The organism is Rheinheimera sp. SA_1, assembly GCF_001669775.1.
Taxonomy (GTDB): domain Bacteria; phylum Pseudomonadota; class Gammaproteobacteria; order Enterobacterales; family Alteromonadaceae; genus Pararheinheimera.
In genome coordinates this window covers 309,454-329,664 of record NZ_LXWK01000015.1, presented here as the reverse complement: position 1 = coordinate 329,664, position 20,211 = coordinate 309,454, and the positions used below count along the sequence as shown (strand labels likewise).

Below are 20,211 nucleotides of genomic sequence, written 5' to 3'. Positions count from 1 at the left end.
CTGAATGCATCCTCGAAAAAAATAATCCCGGAGCAAAGTATGACCTTAGGCGTGGGTGGAACCAGTAAAGAGACGGCGTTAGCCAGTTTGCACAATATGACCGGCGGCGCAACGCCGATTGGCCGGGATGAATATCAGGCGCGAATTAACAAAGCCTGTGCGCTGATGCAAAGTCAGCAATTGGCGGCGGTGTATTTAAATGCCGGCACCAATTTAAAGTATTTCACCGGCACCGCTTGGTACGCCAGTGAAAGACTGGTCGGCGCTATTTTAACCGCAAGCGGCGAGCTGCATTACATTGCGCCGGTGTTTGAGCTTGGCACCTTGCGGGATTACTGGGTGATCGAAGGGCAGTTACACGGCTGGCAGGAAGATGAAAGCCCGTATCAGCTGGTGGCCAAAGTGTTGCAGCAGCTTGGAATTGCACCTGATGCGGCGGTCGGTCTTGATGAAAGTACCGCATTTTTTATTGTTGATGGCCTGCGTCAGGCCGCACCAGCGCAGCGCTGGACCAGCGCCAAAGCAGTGACCGCTGGTTGTCGCCAGCAAAAATCCGCGGCAGAACTGGCGTTGATGCAACAGGCGATGGATATGACACTCGCAGTACATCGCGCCACCGCCAGTATGTTATATGAAGGCATCAGCACTCGTGAAGTAGAGGCATTTATTGCTGAAGCGCACCGCAAAGTCGGCGCGCCTGGTTCGTTTTTTGTCATCGTACTATTTGGACCGGCCACGGCATTTCCGCATGGCGTGAAAGAGCCACAAGTGCTGAAAAACGGCGATACCGTGCTGATCGACACCGGCTGTAAACTGCATGATTATATTTCCGACATCACCCGCACCTATGTGTTTGGCGAACCATCAGCGCGCCAGCGTGAAATCTGGCAACTGGAAAAAGCAGCTCAGGCAGCGGCTTTCGCCAAAGCGCAAATTGGTGTTGCTTGTGGTGAAGTCGATACCGCAGCCCGCGCGGTATTAGCTGCTGGTGGTTTAAGCAAAGATTACGACTTGCCTGGCCTGCCACACCGCACCGGTCATGGTATCGGTCTTGATATTCACGAATGGCCTTATCTGGTGCGCGGCAATACCCAGCCGTTATTGCCCGGCATGTGTTTTAGCAATGAACCGATGATTTGCTTAGAAGGCGAATTTGGCGTGCGCCTGGAAGATCATTTTTACATGACCGAACAAGGCCCGCGTTGGTTTACCGAACCTGCGTACAGCGTCGACGATCCTTTTGGTCTCAATAAAGTTTAACGAGCTCGAGACTGGCGTTGCCTGATGGCTTTTCCACGGCAACGCCGGTGTTGTCATCGACAATTTACTTGCCTGTTTGGCAAAAGCCTTGATAATAGCCGCCTTACCTGTCAGCGAACGGAGCAAACATGGATTGGTGGTTGTTAATTCAGGCCTTTATTTTGGGTATAGTCGAAGGCTTAACAGAGTTCTTACCGGTGTCCAGTACCGGACACTTGATCGTCGTCGCCGATTTAATCGGATTCCAAAATGACGGCCGGGTCTTTGAAATTGCCATCCAGTTTGGCGCCATTTTAGCCATCGTGGTTGAATACCGGCAGCGCTTCACCAGTGTCGCCACCGGCATGTTCAGCGACAGCAAAGCGCAAAAATTTATACTGAACCTGTTTATCGCATTTCTACCTGCTGCGGTGATCGGTTTGATGTTTATCTCTTTGATTAAACAATATTTATTTAACCCAATTACCGTCGCCGTGATGCTGGTGCTGGGTGGTTTGGTGATTTTATGGGCCGAACGCCGCGCCCATCAGGTGCGGGTAGTGGATGTCGATGACATCAGCTGGAAAGACGCCTTAAAAATCGGTTTTGCCCAGGTCGTCTCGATGATCCCTGGTACTTCCCGTTCCGGCGCCACTATCATCGGCGGTTTGTTTATTGGGCTGGATCGCAAAGTCGCCGCCGAGTTTTCGTTTTTCCTCGCCGTACCCACCATGTTCGCCGCCACTTTTTACGACTTATTTAAACACCGCGATTTGCTGGGTTCAGAAGATATCCCGATGTTTGCGGTCGGCTTTATCACCGCATTTTTTGCAGCCTGGCTTGCAGTGCGCACCTTAGTGAAGTTTGTCAGCAAGCACAGCTACGAAGTGTTCGCCTGGTACCGCATCGCCTTTGGCGGATTTATCCTCCTGAGCTGGCAGCTGGGCTGGATCGATTGGGCGACTGCGGCTTTCTGATTGGTTGCTTTGGGTTTTGCCTGAAAGCTGTAGATGCTTGCCGGCAAAGGTTGATTTGTTGGATTTAAAGAACTTGGCTTGATGCCGGGTTTTTTTATTTTTTTGTTGAATTGAAATTCGCGGGCTATCAACAATGCACTATTTTTCCGATTCTTGCGGGCTTAAAACCTGCCTTCTTGTCCCTTGAATAAAAACTTAATTTTTCATATTGTTGAAGTTGGTTCCACAAGCGGCTAGTTTGAGATATTCACTTTCTTGAAAGACGGCAGCAACTTACGAGTTCTTAGCTGTATAAAAATACTCAAGTTCTCGCGTTTGGGAATTCAAAAGGGAGTCGATGTTGGTGAGTAAGCTGCTTAAAATATTGATGTTTATACCGAACATGTTTGCCGCAATTGCATTAACTGTGTGGGTATGGTCTGTAATGGTTGTTCTTTTAGTGTTCAAAGGACGAAGCGCAATGAATCACTACCATGAACAGTGCATGTCAAAACAACTGAGCTTTGACGAACGATTAAAGTGGGCATTCGTCGGTGCAATTATTTTCAATGGAATATTATTTTGTATCGCGTTTCGTTGAACAAAAAATGTGGGAGCCATTGATTGCCTGTTGCTTATTTGTTTGGTCGCCAGAGTCTCCTTTGCGCTGCTCGAAATTTTGAGCATATATGCGAGGCGTCTTGAAGTATGCATATAAGCCGAACTGAAGCCCTTAGGCAAATAGTCAGATTTGGAGAAAATAGAGATCTTGCATACGTGGCACTGGCGAGTTTTCCGTTCGACAGCGATGTTGAATTGCTCGAAGTCAGTAAATTGGACTTAACACTCGTGCTCAATAAGTTTCTGGTAAATGAAATTTCGGCTGATGATCTCGAAATGTGGGCCAATTTCATCGAATGCCGGGACGATCTTAATTATGAAGAAATCGAAGACTATATTTACGCTTTGGCAAATCCTGAGCTGGTCGGGGAACTTGATTTGATAAAAATCAAAAAAATGGTTCAACTCGTAAACGTTTTATAAAAGTTGCTTAACTTCGTTCCGGAAACATGATGTTTGGGCTTTGTGGCGACAGGTCTTGATGTCTGTTATTCAATCAAATCCTCCAGTCCGTCCAGTCTGCGTTATAGCGCCGCAACAAGAACCAAACATCGGGAACTACAGAGTGAGCATTCAACAGTGAGCGCCGGAGGCGTGAACGGGCGAACGGCGTAGTTGCCTGTGGTTGGTTCATTTTGGTGATCATCGTGCGAAAGGCAGTTTCGGAGCGGATTGCATTACATGTTTAACGGCGGAATGTCGGATGGCGCTTTGCTTATCCGACCTACGGTTTCAATATCCGGAGAATTCACAAAACCCGTATTTGGTTCAGTGAATCAAAAGCTTACCAACATCGCTTGCCATAAAATAAAAAAGTCGGCTAACATAAGTCGCCGACTTCCTTCATGCAATTCAATGAACCAGACAAAGCCCAATTCACGCATAAAACAAGCAAAACTACTTCAGTTCAGCCCAAAGCTTCTGCCACATCAGCTGATTTTTCGCTTTCAGCGCAGCTGAGTTTTCGGCCAGTACCGGTTGAATTTGTGCTTTATTCGCCATCAGCTCAGAGATTTTCTGTGTCAAGGTTAAAGCGGATAACTGCTCGATACAATAATCAGCCATGCCAAAGTCGGTCATCATCGCGTGATATTTGTGGCTCCAGCTGGTGGCGATACAAGGCACACCCTGGCTTAGCGCATTAATAGCGCCGTGAAAACGTGAGCTGACCGCTAGTTCGGCTTTACCAATAAAGGCTTTTACTGCGAGTGGATCTTCAATAGCAATGATTTGGCATGGCGCCAGCAGGGCGATCTCTTTGCAGAGCAAATCATCTTCTTTGCCTTCGTGATTCACCAACACCACTTGCATACCAAGCTCAGTCAGCTGATTAGCCGCTGCGGCAAAAGCTTCCACATAGCGGGTGCGCTGGGCTTCGGCATTAGCGTGGTTAAATTTTGAGATGACTTTATTGTTGGGGATCAGCGCAGCAAACGGGCCATCGATGGCAGGCAGCTCCGCAGCTGTATTGCCTTTGAGGCCCACGGTAAAATCTGGAGTTAACACCACTGAGTCCGGCAGCACATCAATACAGGATTTCACATGCTCTAACGACACCGGGTCGCGCACAAACACCAGTCGGGCATGAGTAATGATATCGCGCATTGCTGCTTTGCTTTCTGCCGACTGAAATGGTCCAAAGGCTTGTGGCATAAAGATAAAAGGCTTGCCAGCTTCACCAAAGCGTTTCACTTCACGGGCGGTATTTTGCAAAAATTGCAGTGGCCACTGATCGCCATAGGCAAAACCAGAGGCTTCTAAAATCACATCCACATCACGCTCGGTCACAATGCCATAACGGGCAAAGGTATTGCGGATAGCCGCTGGCAACTTGCCAAACCACGGCGTTAAATCGATGCTTTTACGCCGGAACGACAATTTTTGCCAGGCGCCAAGCTGCGCGCGTTCGCGATAGGGCAGGTTTGGGCCAGGCGATAACACCAGCTCAAATGGCCGGCCTAATTGCTGTAAACCCTGCAAGCAACCCAGCAGCATCAGATAAGCGCCTTTATTACGAAATTGCACGCCTTTGACTTCAATTTTTAATGTTTTTGCATCAGACATAACTGAGTAATCCATCAGGAGATTTCTTTTCAGAATGTGGAATTAGCGCATCCGGGTCCGGATATCCGACCGCGATGAGCATTACCACTCGTTCAAAAGGCTGCAGTTTCAGCAACTTGGCAATTTTAATTTCGTAGTTTTCAATGTCCGGCCAGTTAATAGAGCACGAAGCCAAGCCTAAAGTTTCCAAAGCCAGCATCAATTGCATATTGGCAAGGCTGGCATCAATGTAAATCACATGGCGGTCGCGTTCAAACGGATAGGCACTTAAATCACCAACCACTGCCAGCACACAAGGTAAACCATCAGCATAACCAGCGGTGCCCATTGGCAAATTCGCCAGCTTGTTCAGCACGGGTTGCTCCATCGCTGCCACATATCGAAATGGCTGGCGGTTACAGGCACTCGGCGCCTGGCTGGCAGCAGCGACCGCTTGCGCCAGTACTTCTTTAGGCACCGGTTTTGGCAAGAAAGTCCGCACCGAACAACGCTGCTGACAAAGGACTAAAAATTCGTCATAAGAAATGGCTGCCCGTGGACGGGTCTGGTATGGCGCTGGTGCGGCTAACCGCTGTTGCTGGCAACTCGTTGCCAGCTGAGCAGCCAATTTCGGTTTAATCTGCAGGCTTAATTGCTGATATAACCCAGGTTGGCTGGCTGTTTCCGGCCACTGGGTCACAGCAAAATAACTTTCCAACACATCGTGGGCGTATTTCAGCAGGATCAGATCAGGCTTGTCGTCCTGCAACAAGTTACCAAGGGCGGTTAAGGTTTCGTCGATATAGTCCAGCGCAAACAAGCTTTTACGCGGCACCATACTTAAACCTTTTTCCAGCCGGTGGATATTGCGGCGGATAATCACCGTGGCGATGGTCGAGCTTTCTTCGTGTAAACGGTAGTGCTGGCGACCGGCGGCGGTGGCATGCATTTCGCGGCGAAAATGCGGGTTGAAAAATGCGTAATACACGCCGGCGAATTTACGGTTACGAGCAGCCAGCGGCAGCAACATCAAATCCAGTCGGGCGTACAAACGATGTATTAGCTTCTTCATCACAAATTCTTACTCCGGAGTCACTGCAGGCACTTTGGGCTTGGCTTTGACTTTGCAAAGCTGCCACAAATGCTGCCTGGTACTTTTGGCAAACAATAAAAAGAAAAACGAGGCATAAGCATAGGAAATCAGCGTCGCCCAGGCGGCACCTTCGATGCCGTAAATTGGAATAAGCCACATATTCAGCAGCACATTCAAAATGGCACCTACACCGTGGCTTAATAAACTTAAGGGTTCATTGCCGGTAATGATCAGATGCTGGCTAATCAGCGCCCGCACAAAAATAAAACAACCGGCCCAAACGTGGATTTGCAGTACGGTGGCCGATTCCACAAACTTCTCACCGTAGGCCAGCAACATGATCCACTTGGCGGTCAGCGTCATGGCGATGGCAATCACCACCGCCAATGCAAAAAACTGGATACTACGTTTTTTCAGGATTAATAAATAACTGTCCCAGTTGTTGTTATAGGCTTTGAGCAGATCTGGATAATAACGAGCCGCCAACGTCACCGGGATCACGTACCAAAGCTCTGATAATCGCGCAACCGCAGTATATTGACCGGTCGCGGCAATACCAATCATCTGTTCAATCATAATGGTATCGATTTTCAGGTAAATCACCGACACAATAGCCGACAACCACAACCAGCTCGAGCGTTGTAGCATCGCTTTGGCGGCCGACCATTCTAACCATCGCCATTGCAGACCTGGTTCGCTTGGCGCATAGCGGCGGTACCAGTAATATTGCACCGCACCGGTCAGGAATAATTCAATGCCGACCACCAGAAACAGCATGTCGATGCTGGCACCGTACAGCAGAGCAAAGATCCGGGCGCTGAGTGTCAAAATGGAAACAACCACTTTTGACAAGGCTACGGCGCGAAAATGACCACGATAATTTTGTTCATATTCGCAGAGCATCATGGCACTGAATGCTTGCAGGATAAACAAGCTGCTAATTTGCCAGGGGCCGGTTTTGAAATAATGCGGGTAGAACAGGGCAAAACCTAGAATCATCAACAAACCAAACACGAGCCCAGCTAATAACCTGAGCCATAAGGCAGTTTGCAGGTAGACCCGGGCTTGTTCCGGACTTGTCTGCGCACTGGCCATTTTCTGCACCAGATTATTAAGACCCATGCTGGAGAGTGGTGCTAAAAACGCTGCCCAAACCATCACTACACCATAGGTACCCAGTGCTTCAGCACCGAGCATCCGGGCCACCATAAAGGTTGCAATAGCACCGGCACCTAAGCGGAAAAAACGCTCCATCAACATAATGATGGCGCGCGCTTGCAGCAGTTTATGAATGGTTTTTAGCACGATTTTTCGCTTTGTAGCGTTTTATGAAACGAGTGATACGCCAGATATATTGCAGTGACAGTGAATAAAGACTGAACATCAATAAAAACAGCAATAGCATCACCAGGTCCGGCACCATCAGGTATTCGCCGACAATGCCGATCGTTGCCAGCATACTGGCCAGGCTGGTAATCAACACCAGTGACTGGCGTGAAGTTAAACCCAGGCGCAGGAAAATATGATGTAAGTGCTCGCGGTCGGCCATAAAAGGCGACTGACCTTTACGCATGCGGCGGATCATAATCGCCACCATATCCATCAGCGGCACGGCGATCACCCACAGTGCGGTCACGGGGCGGAAACTGGCGGTGCTGCTTTGACTACCAATGATCAGCAGCCAAATCACTGACAGGCCAATCAGCATACTGCCAGCATCACCCATAAAGATTTTGCCTTTCCCTTTGCCAATCAAATCCAGGTTAAACAGCAGGTAGGGGATCAGTGCAAACACCAGCACCATTGGCAGTAACGCATGTTCCAGTTGACCGCCAATGCCCATCATCAACGTCAGCGAGACAAAGCTGACGCCGCTCAGCATCCCGGCCAGGCCGTCGATACCGTCGATCATATTAAAAGCGTTAATAGCAGCAATCACCGCAATCAGCGTCAGTGGAATACCGATATAACCGAGTTTGACATCGCCAAGGCCAACTAAATCGCCAAGATTGGCAAGGTACAGTTGCAGGCCGTAAATCATCACCGCGCCAATAACCAGTTGCGCGCACAACCGTAGTTTTACACTTAAATCGAGGAAATCATCAAACACGCCCAGCAGCACGATGCTGCCACCGCAAAGTAAGTAGTACCAGTGGTTGTCTTGTGGCAGGCCGAATATCAGTAAGGTCACGGCCACACCACTAAAAATTGAAATACCACCAATTAATGGAATAGAACCGACATGTTGTTTGCGGCCATGCGGCTTATCGACCAGGCCAATTTTATGGGCCAGTGGGATTAGAATAAAGATGGCAAGCAAGGTGAGGACGAAGGTGGTCGAAAACAACACAAAGTGTTCGCGCATAGAAAGTCCGCTAAAGAATTGATTTTTGTTGTTATTGCAGGTCTGAAGACCTCTGTAACGCCGATTATAGGTGAAGTTATCCGGACTTACTATCCGGCTGTGACGAAAGCCGGACGTGGATTGCCTGAATTTTGCCCGTTCGGTGCAAGCACGCGATAATTCGCAGTATAACGACTGACATTTGTATGAGTGGCAGTTGTTGTCGACAGAGCTTCCGCAGTATGATCAGCAAATTACGCTCTAATTGATGCCGGTATGAATAAGAAGATCCTGATTGTAACCAACATGGGCCCAAAGCTTTCGGCGCCGTTTCAGGGGCAGTTTGTCAAAAATCAGGTTGATGCGTTAGCAGATCTCAATCCAGCCTATTTTTATATGCGTTGGCATAATGATTCGCTGGTCAATCGTTTGCTGAAATATCCGGTGCTATGGTTGCAGTTTTTTGGTCGCTTCGTGCTGAGTCGCTCCACCTTTGACTTAATTCATGTTCATTATTTTTATCCCACCATTTGGCTGGCGTTAACGTATCGCTGGTTACGAAATCCCAAAGTTAAAATCGTCGTCACTTGTCATGGCAGTGATATCTATTTATATCAGCCGGAATCGGCGTTATATAAGTTCGCCGCCAAAGCGGTCGATTATTGGATTTTTACCAGCGCCCAGCTTAAAGCCCGCTTTTTTAATCAGCAGGTTGCCAGTACCGTGTTACCGGCCGGCATTCACCCGGTGTTTGGTAAGGCTCTGCTGAAATCCCGGGATGAAAAAACATTCGACCTGTTGTATGTCGGCAGCCTGGATCACAACAAAGGTATGGACCGGCTATTAGCGTTGTTACCGGCGCTGTTCGCTGCTGCGCCGGCATTGAAAATTGCGCTGGTTGGGCAGGGCAGTTATCGTCCGCAGCTTGTTGCCGCCGCTTTGCAATATCCAGGGCTGCAATTATTCAGCCCAAAAAGCCCGGCAGAATTACAGTATTATTATCAAGACAGCCGCTGTTTTTTAAGCTTGTCGCGCAATGAATCCTTTGGATTGGTGATGACCGAAGCGATGGCCTGCTACACTCCGGTGATTGCAACAGCCACCGATGGCTCGCAGGCGCAAATCAATCATGGCGTCACCGGATATATTTTGTCACAGCAGGATGAAACGGAATTGCAGCAACAGCTGCTAAATTCAATTCAGCTGCTATTAACCATGCCAGCCGCAGATTACCAACAGTTGCAGCTGGCGGGCCGACAAAACGCCGAACAATACCTGGTCAGCCAGGTGGCTGGCCAGTTGCAACGTCTATATCAATCATTATTGGATGTTGAATAATACCAAGCTCTGTTGAGCCTTTTACGTTCAATCGTGGTCGTCATTTGTAACAGGAATAAACTATGTCTTTTCAACCGGAAGTGGTCAACGTCGGCGGTGTCGAAGTGATGGCATTCGAAAGTATGCAACAACTGGTCAATTTTATAGTGCATGACGATGGCACTGTATTTGCCGGTGCTGCTGTCGCGATAAATCCGGAAAAAGTGATGAAAGCACGCCAGGATCCGGCAATCAAAACAATGCTGAACAACGCCGAACTGCGTTATGCCGATGGCATGGGTGTGGTGAAAGTGATGCGGCAAAAACTGGGAAAAGCGGTGCAGCGGGTACCGGGTTGTGAAACCTGGGAAGCGATTATGGCGCGGGCAGCCAGCAAAAATGTACCGGTATTTTTAATTGGTGCCAAACCAGAAGTGTTGGCGCAAACTAAACAGAAACTGGAAGCCAATGGTGTGCCGGTCGTCGGTGCCGTTGATGGCTATTTTAAAGATGCGTCGGCGCTTATCGAACAAGTCGTCCAAAGTGGCGCCAAAATTGTCACCGTCGCGATGGGATCACCCAAGCAAGAGCAATTTATTGCCCTGGCCAAACAAAGCCTGCCGCATGCCTATTTTATGGGGGTTGGCGGTACTTATGATGTGTTTACCGGCAATGTAAAAAGAGCACCGGAGTTTTGGTGCAAATTGAATTTGGAATGGGCTTATCGCCTAATCGACCAACCATCAAGAATCAAACGCCAATGGAACCTGGTGGAATATTTATGGTTGTATCTGCGCGGTAAGTTATAGTGCCCCAGGTACAGTGTTGTTAAAATCGGTTTTCATATATACCGAAAATCATTGAAGATGCGGGATGGCCACGGTGGAACCGCGACAAGTAAGGCAGTCTGGAGCGCCAGTCCGACCCAGAGCATAGCTGTTCTATGTGACTGGGTCGGACTGACGCTTCAGCGATCGAACGAAGGCAACAACCCCGAATCTTCAAGGATGACGGGTATAACAATTATTCAAGAGACTACAGCTTTGTCAGATCAACATTCAGTCAGTGCGACCGTGGTTTCGCCACCACTTATTAGCGTGTATATGCCCACCTACAACCGCAGCCAGATGGTGCAGCGGGCGATAGCCTCGGTATTGGCACAGGATTACCCCCATTACGAGCTGCTGATCGTCGACGATTGCTCGAAAGATGATACCTGGGAAGTGCTGAATCAATTGTATGGCGACAACCCAAAAATCCGCTTGTTCCGTCAGGAAAAGGGTCAGGGCGCCTGTGCTGCGCGAAATCTGGCGATTAAAGCCGCTGCCGGCGACTTTGTTACCGGCCTTGATGATGACGATGAGTTTTTGCCCAATCGGCTATCAAGCTTGATGAATGCCTATGACGATCAATATTCCTGTGTTTGTTCCAGTTATTTCTGGGACTACGGCACGATTCGAAAGCAACTTTACCCGGAAGAAAAAATTGTTCGCTTACCAGAATTACTGGATGTGCATTGCTTATCAAATCAGGCCTTAGTGCGTAAAAGCCGGATGTTGGCACAAGGTGGATTTGACGAAACGCTGGCCGCTTTTCAGGATTACGATATGTGGTTGCGGATGGTCGCGGCTTATGGCCCGGCGCTGCGGTTATCTGACGCAACTTATGTGGTGCATGTTGGTCATGAATTAGGCCGTATCACCCATTCGCCCAAACGTCTGGACGCACAAGCGCAATTTGTCGATAAACATCAGGGGTTGATGAACGAACGCAATTTGCATAATCAGGCCTTTTACCGGCGCACCATGCAACAGCTGCCAATGTCATTTACCGAATTATTGTCATCGGTTCGTTATGGATTGGTGGAAATTAAAGTCCGTTATTATTTCAAATATAAAATGCAGTGGGCGATTAAGCTTCGAAAAGAGATTTTAAACAAAGGCCTTAAGTTGTGGATAAAGGGACTGTTCGGACACAAATGAATCAATCTTCAATGCTGAGTCAGGAACGGGATCTGGCAAATCTGTTGTTACAGGCGCTGTGGCAATTTAAATTGTGGATTGGCGTATTTGCGCTGGCAGGGGCTTTAGGTACTGTGGTGGCGCTGAAATATCTGCCAAAAACCGGTATTGCTAAAGCCAGTTTCACCCTCGCCGATGCCAGAGTGCAGGAGCTTGCAACTGTTTACACCAGCTTGCCTGCCAATACCCAGTTGATGCTGGGCGCGCTGGAAATTGATGAATTGTCGCGTTTTAGTTTGCTGCTGCAGCATCCGCAAGTGTGGCAACAACTGTGGTCAACACCGTTGTTATGTCAGCCAGTCACTGATTTTTGCGCGGTCAATGATCCTGAAAAAGCCAAGGCGCAAACACAAAGCTGGCGCAGTGGATTTCAATTTGAACACAAACGTCGTGGTAATGTACTCAGTGTGCAGTGGCGTCATGCGGATGCCAAAAATGCCGGTCTGTTACTGAACGCTTTAGTACAAAGCGCCACTTTGCAGTATCAGCAGCAACGATTACAGCAGCTGACGCAACAGCGGGACGCGTTACAAAGTGCGCTGGCAACACTTAATTCCATTGGTGAACGTACCGAACTAAGCCGTCGGCTGGACCCGGTACTCGCCGACATGCATTTATGGCAACAAGGAGCGCAGCAAGTACTGCATCCGCTGTTGCCGCTGCAAGTGCAAGCGGCCAAATCCAGACCGCTACTGTTTAGTGCATTGGTTGGAGCACTACTTGCAGCCTTGCTGGCCATGTTATTGGCACTGGTTTTTGCCCGTCGATGATCAGCCAATATCTGACCACCACTAAGCCCTACAACACTGCTGCGGTGCTGGATTTATTGATTTTATTCATGGCCAAATGGTACTTGCTGGTTGATGCCGGCAATGGCGTTTTGTTGCAGCTGTTTGGGCAAAGTGTGCCGATGTCTGCGGCCTATAAAAGTTTATTATTGCTGCTGATCACTGGCGCCTTGTTATGGCATCAGGTGCGTGGGTTGATCCTGCCGCTGCTGTTATTGCTATTGATGCTGCTGGGGCCGTTTTACAGTTTGCTGCAATCGGGCAACAGTGCCGGCTTTAGTTATGATGCCGGGATGTTGCTGAAAATAATGTCACCGTTATTGGCTGCACTCTACTTTTATAATCTGGTGCAACGTGATCCTATTCAGGCCAGACATGCCCTGCATCAAATCATGGTGTTCAGTTTTGGTATTTTATTGTTGAACCTGCTGCTGGGGCGACTCGGTTATGGCTTTGAAGCCTATTTGCCAAACGATTATTTGCCGGATCAGAATTTAGGCACCAAAGGTTTTTTCAAAGCCACCAATGAATTGTCGGCCTTGCTGTTGGTGCTGTCAGGTTATTTGTTTGCCAGTTACTGGCCACAAGCGAAGTTGAAATTCGCACTGGTGCTGGGATTAAGTCTGTTTTGCGCCAGTTCAATGTTGACCAAAACTGGTATTGGCGGCGTGTTATTGTTGGCTGTATTGATTCCGTTGTTGCAAAGCAAGCAATATTGGCAACGCTATAGTCGTGCCATTGCTGTGTCGGCGTTGCTGCTGACCTTATTTGCAATATTGCTGCTGTGGCAATTGCCAGTGATTCTGGAGACGCTGGGCATTGGGCAGAAACTACTTTGGGTTTATCAGCAACAGGGTTTGCTTGGGGTTATTTTATCGTCGCGCGACCAATATGCAGTACAAAACTGGCAGCTTGCCGCAGCCTATTTTCAGCATTGGCATCTGCTGGCGGGCATCGGCGTGACCGGACTGGAACTTTATACCTCAAAACCGCTGGCGGAGCTGGATCCGGTTGATTTGTTCATTTGGTACGGCGGTTTTGGCCTCGGATTTTTCGTGTTGTGGTTTGGTTTTGTACTGAGTCAAAGTTATCGCAGTTACCAAAAACATCCTGCCAGCATGATGGCTGGAGTACTGACGGTCAATGCGGTGCTGTTGTTGGTGGCCTGCATGGCAGGGCATGTGCTGACGTCCGGTATGTTATGGATCCCATGGGGCATGCTCAATGGCGCTTATCTGTTATGGCTGCAGCAGACGCCGGAGCAAGTATCATGATCCGCAGTGATTTCGCCCGTAAGATGATGAGCAACAGCGTGGCGCAAGGTCTGAACTTCGGCTCGCGTTGGCTATTAAATCTGGCGCTGGCACGGCACTTTCTGGAAGTTGAATTTGGCGTGTTCAGCTTTGTTTATATGCTGGCGAATTTGTTTTTTCCGGCCATTGCCTTTGGGGCGAATTTTTATTTAATTCATCAGGCGGCGACGTTCCGGCAAGTCAGCGACCTCGTCAGCAGTATCACCATCAGCTTGTTGATGTTTACATTATTCAGTCTGTTATTGCTGGGTTATGCGGTGTGGGATCAACAGGCGCTGGATTATCAGCTGTATTTATTAAGTCTGGCGATTGGTCTGGTCTGGGCGCTGCATCAGGCGCTGTTTTGTTATCTCAAAGGCGCACAGCAGTTTGCGATTGAAGTGAAAAGTCAGTTGCTTGGTGGTTGTCTGATGTTATTGCTGGTGGTAGCCGTGTGGTTCGAAACTATCGACGAAACAGCCACTGTGCTTTGGTGTATTTTGCTGTTAAGTCTGGCTCCGCTGGCAGTTGGTGTGCGCGCCATCTGGCCTGAGCTGCAGTTACAAAATTTGCAACTGAGCAAACTTTGGCGCGATTTATGGCAAAAATCGGTTTGGCGCGCCCGGCTTAGTTACGCCTGGCACGACGTTTTTGCCATTTACCTGACTAATATTCCATTTATCTTCCTGGCAATTTTCAGCAGCCTGACCGCACTTGGCCAGTTCCGCAAAGCCTTTATTTTGTTTATGCCGGTGACGCTGTTGCCCGTGGTGTTTTCGCAGGTGTTATTGTCGAAGCTGTCGCATAAAACGTTACTCGCCGATAAGGTTGTGCTGTTCCGGCGCAGTTTTTTACTAACCTTTCCCCTATTATCATTGCCTTATGTGTTGTTGCTTGTGTTTTACCCCTGGTTGTATCCATGGCTGCTGAATGAACAACTGACGCCGGAGTCTGAACTGGTCACAATGTTGGTGGTGATTACGTTGTGGCTGACGCTGCTTAAAACCTATTTTGAAGTCTGGATTACGGCGGTGGGGCGTACCGATTTACGCGCTGCAAATGTGACGGTCGTCGCGATATTAAGCTCGTTGGCCTATATCTGGCTGAATTCCGAGCTGGATCCAGCAGCTGCTGCCTGGATTTTTGTGTTGTCTAATTTGGCGGCCGTGGTGTTATTGCAGCTGATTTGCGGCTGGTCGTATCGGCAGTTAAAAGCAAAGTCGGGTCAACAGCCATAAAAAAAAGCGCCAAAAACCGGCGCTTTTTCAATCAAAACAGTTATTACTCGCCAACGACATTAATCAGCGTTTTGCCTTTAAAATCACAAGCGTTAAACGCTTTGTGTTTCACCAGGATCACGATGATATCGGCTGCTAAACCTTGCTCGATGCTAACAAGTTCAGCGTTAGCATGCAGTTTATTGGTGCTGTGAATGTTTGGCTCAACCGCCAGCACTTTGCCGTTATAAGCTGCGGCCAGTTTATTCACAATGTGTAACGCCGGGCTTTCACGTAAATCGTCGATATCCGGTTTAAATGCCAGACCAAAACAAGCCACAGATGGTTTGTTCAGGCTGTGATTGGCAACCGTTGACAGGATTTTCTGTAATACCCACTCAGGTTTGAAGTCGTTCACTTCACGCGAGGTGCGAATAAGCTTGGCTTGTTCCGGCGCTGAATGCACGATAAACCATGGGTCAACTGCGATACAATGGCCACCCACACCAGCACCAGGTGTCAGGATATTGACCCGCGGGTGGCGGTTTGCCATCCGGATCAATTCCCAGACGTTGATGTTCAGCTTGTCACAAATCAGCGACAGCTCGTTGGCAAAAGCGATGTTGACGTCGCGGAACGCATTTTCAGTCAGTTTTGACATTTCAGCGGTACGGGCATCAGTCACCAGCAATTCACCGGCAACAAAAGTGCTGTACAGTGCTTTGGCCATTTCTGAACATGCGGCTGTTAAACCACCGATGATCCGGTCATTTGAAATCAGTTCATGCACCACTTTGCCTGGCAGCACGCGCTCTGGACAATAAGCAACATGTAAATCCGGCGTGTTTGAATCTGTTGGTAAAGTTAAATCCGGGCGGATTTCTTTGATCCATTTGCACATCAGTTCGGTGGTGCCAACCGGGCTGGTTGATTCCAGTACAATCAGATTGCCTTTCGTTAGCACAGGTGCAATAGATTTAACTGCGGCTTCTACATACGAAAGATCCGGGGATAGATCATCAAAAAAAGGCGTTGGTACTGCAATCATAAAAGCGTCAGCGGCGGCCGCTTTGGTTTGCGCTGATAAATAACCACCGGTCACAGCAGCGTGAACCAGTAAATCCAGCTCTGGTTCAACGATATGAATTTTACCCTGATTAATGGTATCGACTGCGTGCTGGTTCACATCGACGCCGATGACCCGCAGCTTGCGTGATGCCAACATGGCGGCTGTGGGTAAGCCGATATAACCTAAACCGATCACTGAGACTGTCTTCAACATAGCTTCACTCCGATTGCTTGCTATTTCACGCTGGTTGGTGCGCAGATTTTGCGCCAGATCTTACCACAGCTCAATGTTTTATAAGCATTAGCGAATAGGTTGCTGCAAAAATATTTATGCTGTGCGCCCGGCTACTGGCAGTAGCTGCGGCAAACTGTCATGATGCGCTTGTATCTTTGTTGTCATGGAGTCTGCTGTGAAAGACTTAATTGAACCCTTTTTGTACCCGCATAATATTTTTTTATGGGGGCTGCTCTTTGCCGTACTCCGTTATCGCAAAACCGGTTTGTTGCTGTTGTTCGTGTGGTTTTATGCTTTTGGCAATGGTTATGCTGCCAATCAGGTTCGCAGCTGGTACAACAGCGTGATCAGTACCGATACTGTGGCTGCTGATTTTAGCGGCAATTACGTCGTGCTGGGCTGTGGCGGCACAGCGACGACAATCCCGGATTGCGCCCGCAGCCGATTGGATCAACTCAGCAGCATTATTTCAGCGCGTACTGATCAACCGACAGTGCATATCACAACGTTATTTTGCCAACCCTATCTGGATTATCTGCGGCCAAAAATACCGGCTGGTGTCGAGCTGGATTGTTTTTATGGTGGTGCAACCACATACCACGAATTTTATCAGTTGGCGGATCGGTTAGATCGACAACATCCGCTGGTGTTTGTCAGCAGTGACTATCACGCCTTTCGGGTGAAAAAGTTGGCAGATCAGTATTTATTTAATGCCAAAGTATTTGCGTCACCCAGTTCAACATTCCGCCAGGTGAACTGCGGTGCGGTGTGTTTTCTGACGGTGAATTTGTCGAATTATGATTTGTTTGCCAAGTTAACGGCAGAGATGAGTAGCTATTATGTGTATGCCATGACCAAAGGCTGGCTGAACTGGTACAAAACCTCAGAAACAAAAAACCGCCCATAACGGCGGTTTTTGCTTTGGTGCGGGTCGAAAATTACTTTTTGCCGCGGGCAATAATTTCCTGCGCCATTAAATCTGCTACCGCATTGGTTGGTTGCTGTTCAGCATCGGCGCGCTTAAAAATATTCAGCAGGGTGTTGTAGATTTCCATCACTTTGGTCGTCGACCAGGCTTCATCGTAGCCTTGTGGGCTCATTTCTGAATAGACGTTGATAATACCGCCAGCGTTAATCACATAATCCGGCGCGTACAAAATGCCTTTTTGCCGCAACACTTCACCATGGCGCGCTTCTTTTAGTTGGTTATTGGCACAACCGGCGATAATTTTGCATTTGAACTGTTCAATGCTGTGATCGTTAATGGTTGCACCCAGTGCACATGGTGCATAAATATCACATTGCTGGCTGTAAATTTCATCAAGACCCACAGCAGTGGCATCGAATTGCGCGACAGCGCGGCTGATAGCATCCGGGTTGATATCGGTCACAATCAGTTTGGCGCCTTCTTTGTGCAGATATTCACACAGATAAAAACCAACACTGCCAAGACCTTGCACGGCAACGGTTAAACCCTGCAGTGAGGCGGAACCAAATTTGTGCAGCGCTGCTGCTTTTAAGCCCTGATAAGTTCCAAGAGCAGTAAAAGGACCCGGATTGCCACTTTTCCCTTCTAAACCAGCGACATAAGGTGTTTCTTTATGCACAATCGAAATATCGGCAGTGGTAATGTTGACGTCTTCGGCACTGATATAACGGCCGCTTAATGAATGCACATACTGACCAAATTTACGGAACAAAGCTTCAGATTTGATGGTTTTGGCATTACCGATAATGACTGATTTGCCACCACCAATCGGTAAACCGGCCATGGCATTTTTGTAAGTCATACCCCGTGATAAACGCAATACATCAACCAGCGCATCTTCATCGGCGACGTAGTCCCACATCCGGCAGCCACCAACGGACGGGCCGAGTTTGGTGCTGTGAATGGCGATAATGGCTTTGAGGCCAGTTTCTTTATCACTACAAAATACCACTTGTTCATGGTTATCAAATTCTGGGTGGTTAAATACTGCCACGTCTGGTTCTCCGTTGAGTGAAGCGTGCTGCGTTGGGTAAGTACAGCAACGAATAATAGCGCGCTGAGGGGTAGGGTACAGCTGCGCCTTCGGTCCGGTTTTTCGCGGCGGAATGTATCACTTCGGCTGAATTTTCGCTATGGATCTGCAAAAATATCCGCTGGTCAGTCCAGTGGATTGTCGACAATTTATCGTGTGACTTGTCATCAGGCAGCTGCTGGCTTAGAGTGTCATTTTTGACCTGAATGAAAGAGCAGTATCATGGAATCCACTAACCAACAGCCTGCGGCCACTTTAGACGCAGCACAAATCAGCGAATGGGTCCGCGCCCAGTTTCAAAAAGCCAACCTTTTTCTGGCGGAAAAAGGCATCCTGATGGATAGCGTAGCCGTGCAGGATTCGCGTTATTTACCACCGCTGGTGGCGGTCTGGAAAATTAACGGTTTGGACCGGCAAAGTTACTGGGTGATTTCCGGTGATTTACCCACAGATCACCTGGCATTGACGGCTGCCGCTGATGCCCGTGAGGCACTACGTGCCTTTTCGTTTAGATGGCAAATGAAAGCTCAGCAGTTGATCGATGCCGGTGTGCAGGATCAAACGTCAGCAGACTATGTCAACTTACTGATTTCCAGAGCCCATTCCCTGTACGATTTGTTTGAAAATGAGCAGTTTTGGGCGAAAGCCAATACCTCAAATGCTTAAAATGTTTAGCTGTAAAAAAAACCGGCAATGCCGGTTTTTTTATGTCAGGAGCTAAAAAGCTGTTAATCCGGTAACGGCTTATTCGACAAAATACCAATATCCTTGATTGATCAGCATTGTCAGTAATTTTAGCTTGGCCGGATCTTCAGCAAAGCGGATACAGGTCTCGGCATCCAGTTGAATTTGCTCACAAAGCTCTTTGACTGTCGACAATTCAGTGGCTGGTACTGTAATGGTATGGCCATTAATAAACAGCGAAATATCATCTTCAGCATTTGCCTGAATATAACAACAACGTAAACCACCGAGTCTCGCCAGTACCGAACCTTCCAGTAAATATTCAGCAATTTCATCCAGATGGTAATGTGGATCAGGCTCGGTTGCGTCCAGCTCATGTTTGGCATGGGTGATATAACTGCCAAAATATTGCGCCAGCAGTTTTGGATCGTTAATCAGGCCTTGCAGCATCTGCTGCACTGAGGCCAAATCAGCGGAGGTGATTTCACCAATGTTGGTGGCGACAGTGCGGCCGGCGTCGGTATAACGTTCGCCCTGAATTTCGTTTTCGATCAGATAATCGGCCAGGCCGGTTAATAAATCTTTTTGCGCTGGAGCCCGAAATCCAACTGAATAATTCAGGCTGGCGTCAACCGAAATACCTTCGTGCGGGCATCCTGGTGGAATGTATAAAATGTCACCAGGTTCGGTGATCACATCAATACAATCGACAAAAGGGCTGATTTGCAGCAAACGCGGATGCGGGCAATGCTGCGTCAGCGTAGCGTCCGGCATGCCAACGCGCCAGTGGCGTTTACCCATGCCCTGAATGATGAACACGTCATATTGGTCTAAATGCGGGCCAACACCACCGCCAGGCGTGGAGAAGCTGATCATCAGATCATCAATCCGCCAATTTGGGATAAAGCGAAAGGGTTCAATCAGCACGGCTGATTCCGGATGCCAGTGATCAACGGCCTGCACCAGTAAGGTCCAGTCTTGTTCGCCAAAAGCACTGTAATCTTCAAAAGGACCGGTTTCGAGCTGCCATTCACCTTTGCTGTTACTGACAATTCGCGATTCAATTTCTTCTTCAGCAGCAAGGCCAGCCAGTTCATCCGGGCTGATCGGATCTTCGAAATTAGCGAAACCACCTTTGATTAATAAAGGTTTTTTCTGCCAATATTCGGCGAGAAATTGCTCGACAGTTAAATCATGCAGCTTGAGTTGATACATGGCTAAATTCCGGAAATAAGGTGAAGAAAGAAAAGGCAGCGCATCCTTAAAGGACAC

General features: G+C 48.4%; 18 protein-coding genes. 11 read left to right on the top strand and 7 right to left on the bottom strand.

Annotated features, from left to right (window positions below; genetic code table 11):
- Nucleotides 1-39 precede the first annotated feature (39 nt).
- The 3 genes from A5320_RS08710 to A5320_RS08695 all read left to right on the top strand — a co-directional run bounded on the left by A5320_RS08710 (nt 40) and on the right by A5320_RS08695 (nt 3,239).
- Nucleotides 40-1,260 (top strand): M24 family metallopeptidase, encoded by a 1,221-nt coding sequence (locus A5320_RS08710; protein ID WP_068063540.1) that lies wholly within the window; start codon nt 40-42, stop codon nt 1,258-1,260.
- Nucleotides 1,261-1,388: 128 nt separating this feature from the next.
- Nucleotides 1,389-2,216 (top strand): undecaprenyl-diphosphate phosphatase, encoded by an 828-nt coding sequence (locus A5320_RS08705; protein WP_068063539.1) that lies wholly within the window; start codon nt 1,389-1,391, stop codon nt 2,214-2,216.
- Between the two features lie 687 nt (nt 2,217-2,903).
- Nucleotides 2,904-3,239, top strand: a complete 336-nt coding sequence (locus A5320_RS08695) for a hypothetical protein (protein ID WP_197490045.1) — start codon at nt 2,904-2,906, stop codon at nt 3,237-3,239.
- Nucleotides 3,240-3,713: 474 nt separating this feature from the next.
- On the opposite strand, the gene A5320_RS08690 is transcribed toward A5320_RS08695, so the two are convergent.
- The 4 genes from A5320_RS08690 to wecA are packed head-to-tail and all read right to left on the bottom strand — an operon-like array spanning nt 3,714 to nt 8,317.
- Nucleotides 3,714-4,880 (bottom strand): polysaccharide pyruvyl transferase family protein, encoded by a 1,167-nt coding sequence (locus A5320_RS08690; protein ID WP_068063536.1) that lies wholly within the window; start codon nt 4,878-4,880, stop codon nt 3,714-3,716.
- Nucleotides 4,873-5,931 (bottom strand): nitroreductase family protein, encoded by a 1,059-nt coding sequence (locus tag A5320_RS08685; protein ID WP_068063535.1) that lies wholly within the window; start codon nt 5,929-5,931, stop codon nt 4,873-4,875. Before A5320_RS08685 ends, A5320_RS08690 begins: the two co-directional genes overlap by 8 nt.
- A 9-nt stretch (nt 5,932-5,940) precedes the next feature.
- On the bottom strand, nt 5,941-7,257 hold the full coding sequence (locus A5320_RS08680; protein ID WP_231916686.1) for a flippase: 1,317 nt from the start codon (nt 7,255-7,257) through the stop codon (nt 5,941-5,943).
- Entirely contained in the window at nt 7,238-8,317 is a 1,080-nt protein-coding gene (gene wecA / locus A5320_RS08675; protein ID WP_068063533.1) for a UDP-N-acetylglucosamine--undecaprenyl-phosphate N-acetylglucosaminephosphotransferase, read from the bottom strand. The genes A5320_RS08680 and wecA overlap by 20 nt, the downstream gene beginning before the upstream one ends.
- A 255-nt stretch (nt 8,318-8,572) precedes the next feature.
- Between wecA and A5320_RS08670 the strand changes: the two genes are divergently transcribed.
- The 6 genes from A5320_RS08670 (at nt 8,573) to A5320_RS08645 (ending at nt 14,952) form a co-directional block, all read left to right on the top strand.
- On the top strand, nt 8,573-9,634 hold the full coding sequence (locus A5320_RS08670; RefSeq protein WP_197490044.1) for a glycosyltransferase family 4 protein: 1,062 nt from the start codon (nt 8,573-8,575) through the stop codon (nt 9,632-9,634).
- Between the two features lie 62 nt (nt 9,635-9,696).
- The gene (locus A5320_RS08665; protein ID WP_068063531.1) at nt 9,697-10,422 is read left to right on the top strand and encodes a WecB/TagA/CpsF family glycosyltransferase; all 726 of its coding nucleotides are present in this window, start codon (nt 9,697-9,699) and stop codon (nt 10,420-10,422) included.
- A gap of 234 nt (nt 10,423-10,656) precedes the next feature.
- Nucleotides 10,657-11,595 carry a glycosyltransferase gene (locus A5320_RS08660; RefSeq protein WP_231916685.1) on the top strand — a complete coding sequence of 313 codons (939 nt, stop codon included), beginning with the start codon at nt 10,657-10,659 and terminating at the stop codon, nt 11,593-11,595.
- On the top strand, nt 11,592-12,404 hold the full coding sequence (locus A5320_RS08655) for a hypothetical protein (RefSeq protein ID WP_068063530.1): 813 nt from the start codon (nt 11,592-11,594) through the stop codon (nt 12,402-12,404). Before A5320_RS08660 ends, A5320_RS08655 begins: the two co-directional genes overlap by 4 nt.
- Complete coding sequence (locus A5320_RS08650) at nt 12,401-13,696, top strand: O-antigen ligase family protein (protein WP_068063529.1); 1,296 nt, start codon at nt 12,401-12,403, stop codon at nt 13,694-13,696. Before A5320_RS08655 ends, A5320_RS08650 begins: the two co-directional genes overlap by 4 nt.
- Nucleotides 13,693-14,952 carry a lipopolysaccharide biosynthesis protein gene (locus A5320_RS08645; protein WP_068063527.1) on the top strand — a complete coding sequence of 420 codons (1,260 nt, stop codon included), beginning with the start codon at nt 13,693-13,695 and terminating at the stop codon, nt 14,950-14,952. Before A5320_RS08650 ends, A5320_RS08645 begins: the two co-directional genes overlap by 4 nt.
- A 43-nt stretch (nt 14,953-14,995) precedes the next feature.
- Here the strand turns inward: A5320_RS08645 and wecC are convergent, their stop codons facing one another.
- The gene (gene wecC / locus A5320_RS08640; RefSeq protein ID WP_068063525.1) at nt 14,996-16,213 is read right to left on the bottom strand and encodes a UDP-N-acetyl-D-mannosamine dehydrogenase; all 1,218 of its coding nucleotides are present in this window, start codon (nt 16,211-16,213) and stop codon (nt 14,996-14,998) included.
- Nucleotides 16,214-16,409: 196 nt separating this feature from the next.
- Here wecC and A5320_RS08635 point away from each other — a divergent pair, with 196 nt between their 5' ends.
- Nucleotides 16,410-17,141 carry a hypothetical protein gene (locus A5320_RS08635; protein WP_068063523.1) on the top strand — a complete coding sequence of 244 codons (732 nt, stop codon included), beginning with the start codon at nt 16,410-16,412 and terminating at the stop codon, nt 17,139-17,141.
- A 31-nt stretch (nt 17,142-17,172) separates the two neighbouring features.
- On the opposite strand, the gene A5320_RS08630 is transcribed toward A5320_RS08635, so the two are convergent.
- Nucleotides 17,173-18,216: a Leu/Phe/Val dehydrogenase gene (locus tag A5320_RS08630; protein ID WP_068063521.1), complete on the bottom strand. Its 1,044-nt coding sequence runs from the start codon at nt 18,214-18,216 to the stop codon at nt 17,173-17,175.
- 261 nt (nt 18,217-18,477) lie between these two features.
- Here A5320_RS08630 and A5320_RS08625 point away from each other — a divergent pair, with 261 nt between their 5' ends.
- Nucleotides 18,478-18,921 carry a DUF4826 family protein gene (locus A5320_RS08625; RefSeq protein WP_068063519.1) on the top strand — a complete coding sequence of 148 codons (444 nt, stop codon included), beginning with the start codon at nt 18,478-18,480 and terminating at the stop codon, nt 18,919-18,921.
- A 78-nt stretch (nt 18,922-18,999) separates the two neighbouring features.
- On the opposite strand, the gene A5320_RS08620 is transcribed toward A5320_RS08625, so the two are convergent.
- Nucleotides 19,000-20,154, bottom strand: coding sequence for a ribosomal protein uL16 3-hydroxylase (locus A5320_RS08620; protein ID WP_068063517.1), 1,155 nt, complete (start codon nt 20,152-20,154; stop codon nt 19,000-19,002).
- Between the last annotated feature and the right edge of the window lie 57 nt (nt 20,155-20,211).

Bases quoted from the DNA above. Each gene is read 5' to 3' on its own strand.
- wecC (WP_068063525.1), bottom strand. From the start codon at position 16,213: ATGTTGAAGACAGTCTCAGTGATCGGTTTAGGTTATATCGGCTTACCC.
- A5320_RS08670 (WP_197490044.1), top strand. From the start codon at position 8,573: ATGAATAAGAAGATCCTGATTGTAACCAACATGGGCCCAAAGCTTTCG.
- A5320_RS08620 (WP_068063517.1), bottom strand. From the start codon at position 20,154: ATGTATCAACTCAAGCTGCATGATTTAACTGTCGAGCAATTTCTCGCC.
- A5320_RS08625 (WP_068063519.1), top strand. From the start codon at position 18,478: ATGGAATCCACTAACCAACAGCCTGCGGCCACTTTAGACGCAGCACAA.
- A5320_RS08650 (WP_068063529.1), top strand. From the start codon at position 12,401: ATGATCAGCCAATATCTGACCACCACTAAGCCCTACAACACTGCTGCG.
- A5320_RS08705 (WP_068063539.1), top strand. From the start codon at position 1,389: ATGGATTGGTGGTTGTTAATTCAGGCCTTTATTTTGGGTATAGTCGAA.
- A5320_RS08690 (WP_068063536.1), bottom strand. From the start codon at position 4,880: ATGTCTGATGCAAAAACATTAAAAATTGAAGTCAAAGGCGTGCAATTT.
- wecA (WP_068063533.1), bottom strand. From the start codon at position 8,317: ATGCGCGAACACTTTGTGTTGTTTTCGACCACCTTCGTCCTCACCTTG.
- A5320_RS08685 (WP_068063535.1), bottom strand. From the start codon at position 5,931: ATGAAGAAGCTAATACATCGTTTGTACGCCCGACTGGATTTGATGTTG.
- A5320_RS08645 (WP_068063527.1), top strand. From the start codon at position 13,693: ATGATCCGCAGTGATTTCGCCCGTAAGATGATGAGCAACAGCGTGGCG.
- A5320_RS08665 (WP_068063531.1), top strand. From the start codon at position 9,697: ATGTCTTTTCAACCGGAAGTGGTCAACGTCGGCGGTGTCGAAGTGATG.
- A5320_RS08710 (WP_068063540.1), top strand. From the start codon at position 40: ATGACCTTAGGCGTGGGTGGAACCAGTAAAGAGACGGCGTTAGCCAGT.
- A5320_RS08695 (WP_197490045.1), top strand. From the start codon at position 2,904: ATGCATATAAGCCGAACTGAAGCCCTTAGGCAAATAGTCAGATTTGGA.
- A5320_RS08655 (WP_068063530.1), top strand. From the start codon at position 11,592: ATGAATCAATCTTCAATGCTGAGTCAGGAACGGGATCTGGCAAATCTG.